At 36.7% G+C, this 8,077-nt stretch carries 8 protein-coding genes and 3 tRNA genes; 4 read left to right on the top strand and 7 right to left on the bottom strand.

Translation table 11 applies throughout. The features are described 5' to 3' along the window. Positions 1-82: 82 nt before the first annotated feature. From CRS_RS14400 to CRS_RS14380, 5 genes are all read right to left on the bottom strand, one after another. Positions 83-352 carry a GIY-YIG nuclease family protein gene (locus CRS_RS14400; RefSeq protein WP_142724715.1) on the bottom strand — a complete coding sequence of 90 codons (270 nt, stop codon included), beginning with the start codon at positions 350-352 and terminating at the stop codon, positions 83-85. Between the two features lie 87 nt (positions 353-439). Then, entirely contained in the window at positions 440-709 is a 270-nt protein-coding gene (locus CRS_RS14395) for a GIY-YIG nuclease family protein (RefSeq protein ID WP_142724714.1), read from the bottom strand. A 51-nt stretch (positions 710-760) separates the two neighbouring features. After that, positions 761-834: transfer RNA gene (locus CRS_RS14390), tRNA-Arg, on the bottom strand. A gap of 42 nt (positions 835-876) precedes the next feature. Next, positions 877-951 (bottom strand) — tRNA-Pro (locus CRS_RS14385). A gap of 14 nt (positions 952-965) precedes the next feature. After that, a tRNA-Ser gene (locus CRS_RS14380) sits at positions 966-1,050 on the bottom strand. 135 nt (positions 1,051-1,185) lie between these two features. Between CRS_RS14380 and CRS_RS14375 the strand changes: the two genes are divergently transcribed. From CRS_RS14375 to CRS_RS14360, 4 genes are all read left to right on the top strand, one after another. After that, entirely contained in the window at positions 1,186-2,211 is a 1,026-nt protein-coding gene (locus tag CRS_RS14375) for an N-acetylmuramoyl-L-alanine amidase (protein ID WP_142724713.1), read from the top strand. A gap of 72 nt (positions 2,212-2,283) precedes the next feature. Next, positions 2,284-3,684 carry an aspartate ammonia-lyase gene (aspA, locus tag CRS_RS14370; protein WP_142724712.1) on the top strand — a complete coding sequence of 467 codons (1,401 nt, stop codon included), beginning with the start codon at positions 2,284-2,286 and terminating at the stop codon, positions 3,682-3,684. 89 nt (positions 3,685-3,773) lie between these two features. Continuing rightward, positions 3,774-4,628, top strand: coding sequence for a glycosyltransferase family 2 protein (locus CRS_RS14365; protein ID WP_142724711.1), 855 nt, complete (start codon positions 3,774-3,776; stop codon positions 4,626-4,628). A 138-nt stretch (positions 4,629-4,766) separates the two neighbouring features. Continuing rightward, positions 4,767-5,810 carry a hypothetical protein gene (locus CRS_RS14360; RefSeq protein WP_142724710.1) on the top strand — a complete coding sequence of 348 codons (1,044 nt, stop codon included), beginning with the start codon at positions 4,767-4,769 and terminating at the stop codon, positions 5,808-5,810. 3 nt (positions 5,811-5,813) lie between these two features. Here the strand turns inward: CRS_RS14360 and CRS_RS14355 are convergent, their stop codons facing one another. Beyond that, positions 5,814-6,497, bottom strand: a complete 684-nt coding sequence (locus CRS_RS14355) for a TMEM175 family protein (RefSeq protein WP_172617082.1) — start codon at positions 6,495-6,497, stop codon at positions 5,814-5,816. A 73-nt stretch (positions 6,498-6,570) separates the two neighbouring features. Then, positions 6,571-8,070 carry a lipopolysaccharide biosynthesis protein gene (locus CRS_RS14350; protein ID WP_142724708.1) on the bottom strand — a complete coding sequence of 500 codons (1,500 nt, stop codon included), beginning with the start codon at positions 8,068-8,070 and terminating at the stop codon, positions 6,571-6,573. Positions 8,071-8,077 lie beyond the last annotated feature (7 nt).

Below are 8,077 nucleotides of genomic sequence, written 5' to 3'. Positions count from 1 at the left end.
CTAAAATAAACAAAAAACCTCACAATAAAAATTGTGAGGTTTTTTGTGAGCGCGAAAGGATTCGAACCTTTGACCGTCCCGATTACAAATCGGGATGCTCTATCTTTGTTGTATGTACGAGTTTCTGAATTCTTGATTTGCTTTTCCATGCTTTAATTTCTCTTTCCCTTTTATATGCTGAAGACTTGGAAACTAAAGTTTCAAAATAGACCACTTTCCAGTCTTTTGTTTTTGATGTAAAACCTTTATGATCCGATAAATGTTTTCTTAATCTTTCTTGTAAAGATTCCGAGGAATGTCCGACGTAGAATTTATCTAAAGTTTTAGAATAAAGTATATAGCAAAAATACATGAGAATTAAAATAAACAAAAAACCTCACAATAAAAATTGTGAGGTTTTTTGTGAGCGCGAAAGGATTCGAACCTTTGACCGTCCCGATTACAAATCGGGATGCTCTATCTTTGTTGTATGTACGAGTTTCTGAATTCTTGATTTACTTTTCCATGCTTTAATTTCTCTTTCCCTTTTATATGCTGAAGACTTGGAAACTAAAGTTTCAAAATAGACCACTTTCCAGTCTTTTGTTTTTGATGTAAAACCTTTATGATCCGATAAATGTTTTCTTAATCTTTCTTGTAAAGATTCCGAGGAATGTCCGACGTAGAATTTATCTAAATTTTTAGAATAAAGTATATAGCAAAAATACATGAGAACTAAAATAAACAAAAAACCTCACAATAAAAATTGTGAGGTTTTTTGTGAGCGCGAAAGGATTCGAACCTTTGACCGTCTGCTTAGAAGGCAGATGCTCTATCCAGCTGAGCTACGCACCCTTAAAAGTTGATTCCCGCTTAGTCAATAAGCACATTAAAAAGTCGGGGCGGCAGGATTCGAACCTGCGACCTCCTGGTCCCAAACCAGGCGCGATGACCGGACTACGCTACGCCCCGAATATATAGAAGAGCGGAGGGTAAGGGATTCGAACCCTTGCGACACTTTCGCGTCGACAGTTTAGCAAACTGCTCCGTTAACCACTCCGGCAACCCTCCTTTTTGTTTATTTTTTAATGATCGTTGTTCCGTTATTGCGAGTGCAAATATAGAACAGATTTCTTTATTTACCAAATAAAATTCAAGAAAATTTTGTGTATTTTTGAGGTAATAAATCATCCAAAAACCAAACTGATGCGTAAAACATTATATATCATCGGATTAAGCACATTTGTTTTTTCATGTACTTCACAGCAAAATGTGAAAAAAAATACATACAAGCCGAAAAGCCCGGTAACACAAGCGAAACCAACAGTTCAGACGACACCTCCGGTTCCTCCTAAACCAAAAGTGGTATCTGATCATGGAGTTGACTTTTTTACTACCAATATAGCAGACCCAACCAAAAATGATAATACGGCAAGTTATGGCTCTATTGTCTCTGCAAAACCGATCGGATATAAAGTAGTAAAGACTTATTTTCCGGCAGTAGCCCAAAATTTCAGACAGCGTTACTTAATATTACACTATACAGCCCTTCCGGACGACAAATCGATTACAGTTCTTACCCAGCAGTCGGTAAGCGCGCATTACCTGGTAAACAATACAGGAGATAACGAGATTTACCAGCTGGTGGATGAAAACAAACGAGCGTATCATGCGGGAGTAAGCGCCTGGAGAAATGACAAAAACCTTAATGATACCTCCATCGGTATTGAAATTGTAAATACAGGGTATACTACAGATGCTGCGGGCAAAAGAACGTTTGCTCCTTTCAGTGATGATCAGGTAAAAAAAGTAGCCGCATTGGTTAAAGATATTGTGACACGATATCAGATTCAGCCTACCAATGTATTGGCTCACGCAGATATTGCTCCTACCAGAAAACAGGATCCGGGGCCGATGTTTCCGTGGAAGAAGCTATATGACGAATACCAGGTCGGAATGTGGTATGATGAAGCAGCTAAACAAACCTATCTTGAACAGGCTCAGGCCGATATTACGGCAAGATATAATGATTCAAGCTTTATTTTCATGATTCAGACAGCATTGCAGAAATTCGGATATGGATTGGATCTCAGCGGAAAATGGGATGATGCTACCAAAAAAACAATTGAAGCATTCCAGTACCATTTCCGTCCTCAGAATTATGACGGCATCATGGATGCCGAAACATGGGCGATACTGCAGGCTTTAAATCAAAAATATCCAGTAAAATAATTCAAACTAAAACGCATCGGTTAGATGCGTTTTTGCTATCTTTAAACCATCAAAAACAGTAAAATATCTGTAATGGAAAATTTCAGAAAAGAAAGTGATCTGTTAGGCGAACTGAATGTGCCTTTAGATGCTTATTATGGGGTTCAGACACAAAGAGCTATCAACAATTTTAAAATTTCAGGACAGCTTTTGTCTTCTTATCCGGAGTTCATCAAAGGGTTGGCTTTTGTAAAAAAAGCAGCGGCAAAAACCAATTATGAATTAGGCCTTTTAGACGAAAACCTGTATTTCAAGATAACAGAAGCATGTGACGAAATTGTAGAAGGGAAATATCATGACCAGTTTCCGGTAGATATGATTCAGGGTGGGGCAGGAACTTCCATCAATATGAATGCCAATGAGGTAATTGCCAATATCGTGTTGGAAAAATTAGGAAAAAGCAAAGGAGAATATGAATTTTGTTCACCGAATGACCATATCAACCTTTCCCAGTCGACCAATGATGCTTATCCTACCGCTATTAAGATGGGACTGCTGCAGATGAACATAGGATTGGTAGAGAAGCTTGAAAAAATCATAGAGGCTTTCCGGGCCAAAGGACAGGAGTTTCATGACGTGATCAAAATGGGACGTACACAACTTCAGGATGCTGTTCCAATGACACTGGGGCAGGAATTTGAAGCATATGCAGCCACGTTGGAAGAAGATATTTCCAAACTGAATAACAATGCCAGTCTTTTTGTGGAAGTAAACATGGGCGCAACAGCTATCGGGACAGGATTGAATGCTCCGGTAGGGTATGCTACTCTTTGTGCTAAAAACTTAGCCCAGATTACAGGATTTCCCATTGTTTCAGCACCAGATTTAGTGGAAGCTACTCCTGATACAGGATCGTATGTGATCTATTCTTCAGCAACGAAACGTCTGGCTGTTAAACTGTCCAAAATCTGTAATGATTTAAGATTACTTTCATCAGGGCCGAGAGCCGGTCTTTTTGAAATCAACCTTCCTCCAATGCAGCCGGGATCTTCCATTATGCCGGGGAAAGTAAACCCAGTTATTCCGGAAGTGGTCAATCAGGTCTGCTTTAAAGTATTCGGAAACGATCTTACTGTGACTTTTGCCGCTGAAGCAGGGCAATTACAGCTGAATGTAATGGAACCGGTACTTTCTCATGCCATCATGGAAAATATCAACTTCCTTTGCAACGCTTTGGATACCCTTCGTGAGAAATGTGTGGTTGGAATTACAGCCAATAAAGAAGTTTGCCTGAATATGGTAAAACACAGCATTGGTATCGTAACGGCACTTAACCCTTATATTGGGTACAAACAGTCTACACAGATTGCAAAAGAAGCATTGGAAACCGGAAAGAGTGTTTACAACCTTGTTCTTGAAAAAGGAATTCTTTCTCAGGAAAAACTGGACGAAATACTGGATCCGAAAAATATGCTGAAACCGCATAACAAATAAATTCTAAAAACAATGAATGATCAATGATAAGTGATATGCTAAAAAGCTTCTTGTCATTGATCATTAATCATTAATTACTTATAATTCCCGTGAGGTTTTTAATCATAATTCCTGCCCATAACGAAGAGGAGAACCTCCCATTTACTCTTGATTCTTTACAACAGCAAAGCATTAAAGATTTTAGGGTAGTGGTGGTAAATGATGGTTCTACAGACAAAACACCTGACGTCATCAGGAAATACATAGAGGCAGATTCACGCTTTGAAACCGTTACCCTTCAGAAATCAGAACATCAGCCGGGCTCAAAAGTGGTTCATGCTTTTAAAAAAGGTCTTCAGTCCCAATCTATGGATGATTTTGATATTATCTGTAAATTTGACGCCGATATCATCTTACCGGAAAATTATCTGGAAACCATAGAAACGGCTTTTGCCAATAATCCGGAATATGGTTTGGCAGGTGGACTTCTGTACGTTGAAAAAGACGGAAAATGGGTATATGAAGAGAATTCCAATAAGCATCATGTAAGAGGTCCCATGAAAGCTTATCGTAAAGAATGTTTTATGCAGATCGGAGGATTAAGGGAAACACTGGGCTGGGATAATATTGATTCCATATTGCTTGAAAATCTGGGCTGGAAGGAAGTTGTTTTACCTGAACTCCATGTAAAGCTGATCAAAGTAAAAGGAGCTGATTACACAATACGTCCTGCCGATTATTACGGAAGATATTTTTATTTCCTGGGGCTGAACAGATTTCTTGCATATATTGCCTCTTCAAAAGAAGCGATGAAAAGCAAGTCTGTCGGTTTTTTCTTCGACATTGTTAAGTCTTATGAAGGCTGCAGATCAGAGAAACTGGAATTGAAAATTACAAAAGAAGAACAGACAGCTGTAAATGATCAACGCTGGAAAATGCTGAAGAAGAAATGGCTGAAGATGTAAGAAGTATAAATCCAGAAATTGTAGAAGGCTTCATGAATCATTATTGGAAAATTCAATAGGAACGGGCTTTAGCCCGTTTAATCAAAAAAATAAAAAATCCATCGGCTTTAGCCGAAACTTAAGAATGTAACTCCCATCGTGAAAAAAATAGCTTACATAGAAATAGATACCCACGCAGAAATTGCCAAGGCTTTCATGGATATTATGAAAGACTCTCAGGAGTTTTCAGTAGACTATTATTTTTCGAAAAGAATTAAAGATCAGATTAATCATAGTGATGAGCCTGTATTTTTATCGGACAGTTCTATGATTCTGGATCAGTTAAAAGGTAAAGATTATGATCTAGTTGTTATTGGAACAGTTCACCGTTATTTTAATACATTTTTAGCGATAACAAAAAAGTATAATACAGCAGTCATTTCCCATAACCTTAATTTTATCAAAGCATCAAAATTTGATCTGATAGAAAGCATTTTCAAAGGAGACGTTGTTTTCAGATTAAAACTGTGGCTGAAAGAAGGGCTATTCTACAAAACCAAGGTATATCACACTTCCAGATCTCTTTTGGTATTGGATGAAGCTTTAATCTCAGAAAAGTATCAGTTTCTACCGCTATTTTATACGAGGGATTTTGACAAAACAAAAAATGAAAATCTCATTGTACTTATTCCCGGCGGAGTTTCTCAAAAAAGAAGGGATTATGACTATATTTTCAAAACTATTCAGAATCTGAAGACAGATAAACTTTGCAGGTTTGTTTTTCTTGGAAAAGCAAGCGGGCATGAATTAAAACAACTGGAATATTTGTCCAAAAAACTGCCTGGAAACATTGAAATTACCTATTTTTCTGAAAGGGTTTTATCTGAAGATTTTGAAAGATGGATGCAGAAAGCAGATATTCTATGGTGTCCTATTCAGCAGAATACAGAATTTTTCAGTATCAAAGAAACGTATGGAAAGACTAAAATGACAGGAAACCTGGGTGATGCCATAACATATGGAAAATTAGCCATTTTTCCCGCAGATTATCTTTCGAAACTCGATTTTATCATTTCTGAAAAAGGAAATGTTATTGAAGAGCTGGAAACACTTAAAAATACCAGTTTTGATTTTCAGAAAAACTACAGTAAAAAAAGAGTTTTGGAAAATCTGGAAAGTACTTTGAATAAAATTATTCAATGACTGTTATGCTGTTTTTGATACTGCTTTTTTCGAAAATCTGTCAAATATTTTTTTTGAGATTCCACACGCAAGAAATACCCATAAAATTGCCTGAATATTGCTCGTTAGAAAGGTTACTGAAAATATAACAGAAAAAGTTATCGTTGTAAATAACAGATCTGAGGTGAACTTTTTTCTTTCCGTTATACTCATTTCAAAAGAATAGTCTTTATGTTTTACAGTGGCAAGCCAATAGAGGATGTAAATAGTAAGACCGGCAAGAATATGATTCAGTAAAAAGATTCTGAATGCTAAGATGACTACATGGATATTATCCACACTTTCCGCAAAAAAAGCAGTAGTAAAAGGAAAGAAGATAATGGGCAGCATCATGGCCATATTGGCGATTACAATTTGTTTATTGTAATTATGAATATGCTTGAACAGGAAATGATGACGCATCCAATACGTTACAATCAGGAAAAAGCTCAATAGAAGGGCAAGCAGATTGTATTTGAGTTCCACGAGCTGCTCCCACACACTGTCAAAAGAGCTTTCTTTAGTCACATGGGGGATCTTAAATTCTATGATAAGAAGGGTGATGGCAATAGCAAAGATGGCATCGCTGAAAAAGGCCAGACGTTCTACCTGGAAGTCATGTTTTGGGTGCTTATTGTGATCAGTGTTTTCTTGCAGTTTCTCAGTCATAGCATGGTATTTCAAATATGTACAGTCAATCGGTTGATTTGTGTGCATAATTGCTGCTAATGTAGTGTTTTTTTTATTTAATCTTAAAAATACTTTTAATGAACGTGATATTCAGATAATCTTCAACAGGAAATATTTTTGTGAAGTAATTTCCAATATAAATCAGCAGTAAAACAACTGCCGGTTTGTAAACAAGATTAAGCAGATTGCTGTTAAAGTTCGGGAGAACAATAGCGACTGTGATCGCCAGGGTGCAGATGATAGAGACAAAAATCATTTCAATGCTTAATGGCGAAACCTTAAATACAATATAATTGAAAATGATTTTCACAACATTGTAGATGGTAAGGGAAATGGCTGTAGATAAAGCAATTCCAATCAGTTTCAGGTCTGTATTTTTAATGAAATAATAGTTCAGCCCGATTGTAAGTCCGGCCAGTAAAAGCATGACCAGGATGTTGAACCTGTAATATTTTGAAAGTGAAATAATGTTTCCGTTGAATCCGGTGGCAAGATCGATCAATACCGCAGAGCCCCAGATCCAAACTACTGGTTCATATTCTCTGAGCATGGTTCCATTCTTGGGCATAAATTGCGTCAGATAAGGGAATCCTACCATAATACATGAGAATAAAACAGCGCCGAGGAAGTACAGCGTTAAAGATGTTTTTTTATGGAATCTGTCCAGTTCCACCATATCTCCATCTGCCAGTGTTTTATTAATAATAGGTGCAGAAATATTGAATAATCCAAGTTGTGGAATAGAAATTAATGAGATCAGTGCATATAAAACAGAGTAAATACCTACTTCTTCCATTCCCATAAATTCCCCGATCATAAAACTGTTGATGGCCAGGTAATTTCCGAAAGTCCCAAGAAATCCGAAGAAACTGTAATTGAAAAACTCTTTCCAGAAATTATTCTTCTTAAAATAATCTGTATTAAAATCCAGCTGAATCTTTTCAAGCTTATTGGTGTAATAAACGTAACCCAAAAGCATCAAAAAGAAAATTCCAAAAAAGAAAGCAAACGCAATTTTTTGTGATATTGCCGCATTGATATTCTGGGATAACGCAAAGAAAAACAGACAGAATGCTCCAAGATTGGCTATTTTCGGAAACAGATTATCGAAAATATTGGAAACTACAATTCTCTTATAATTGGAAGTGTATTTATTAAAAATAGCACAAAATGAAAGGATTAAGATCAGCGGAAGAATCATTTCTTTGATTTTCCATGCCTCTGAATGCCTGAACTTCGGATAAAAATAAGGAAGTAAGAAAAATACCACTGTGAAAATAAGAAAATTGATAAAAACAGTAAGCAGTGATAGTGACAGCATATTCTGCTTTTTGCCATCTCTTTCCACGGTGTGAAAAAACTTTACATTCGAATACGAGATACCCAATACAACAAAGGGAACCAGCATTTCTGCGGTAGGAAGAATGTAGCGCAGTTTTCCATAAAATTCAAAATCATTCGGAAATATGAATATTGCGGAAACGGTGCCCAGCAAAAAACCAATATAACCGATAATGGAATATTTGAAGCCTTGTCTCGCTACTACACTCATAAAGTTG

Origin of the sequence: Chryseobacterium sp. ON_d1 (assembly GCF_006829085.1) — a bacterium.
GTDB lineage: Bacteria > Bacteroidota > Bacteroidia > Flavobacteriales > Weeksellaceae > Chryseobacterium.
Note: the sequence above shows the minus strand (reverse complement) of the source record. Positions and strands in the feature narration are given on the sequence as shown.

Excerpts from the sequence above, each read along its gene's own strand:
- CRS_RS14350 (WP_142724708.1), bottom strand. The coding sequence starts at position 8,070 with ATGAGTGTAGTAGCGAGACAAGGCTTCAAATATTCCATTATCGGTTAT.
- CRS_RS14375 (WP_142724713.1), top strand. The coding sequence starts at position 1,186 with ATGCGTAAAACATTATATATCATCGGATTAAGCACATTTGTTTTTTCA.
- CRS_RS14355 (WP_172617082.1), bottom strand. The coding sequence starts at position 6,497 with ATGACTGAGAAACTGCAAGAAAACACTGATCACAATAAGCACCCAAAA.
- aspA (WP_142724712.1), top strand. The coding sequence starts at position 2,284 with ATGGAAAATTTCAGAAAAGAAAGTGATCTGTTAGGCGAACTGAATGTG.
- CRS_RS14395 (WP_142724714.1), bottom strand. The coding sequence starts at position 709 with ATGTATTTTTGCTATATACTTTATTCTAAAAATTTAGATAAATTCTAC.
- CRS_RS14400 (WP_142724715.1), bottom strand. The coding sequence starts at position 352 with ATGTATTTTTGCTATATACTTTATTCTAAAACTTTAGATAAATTCTAC.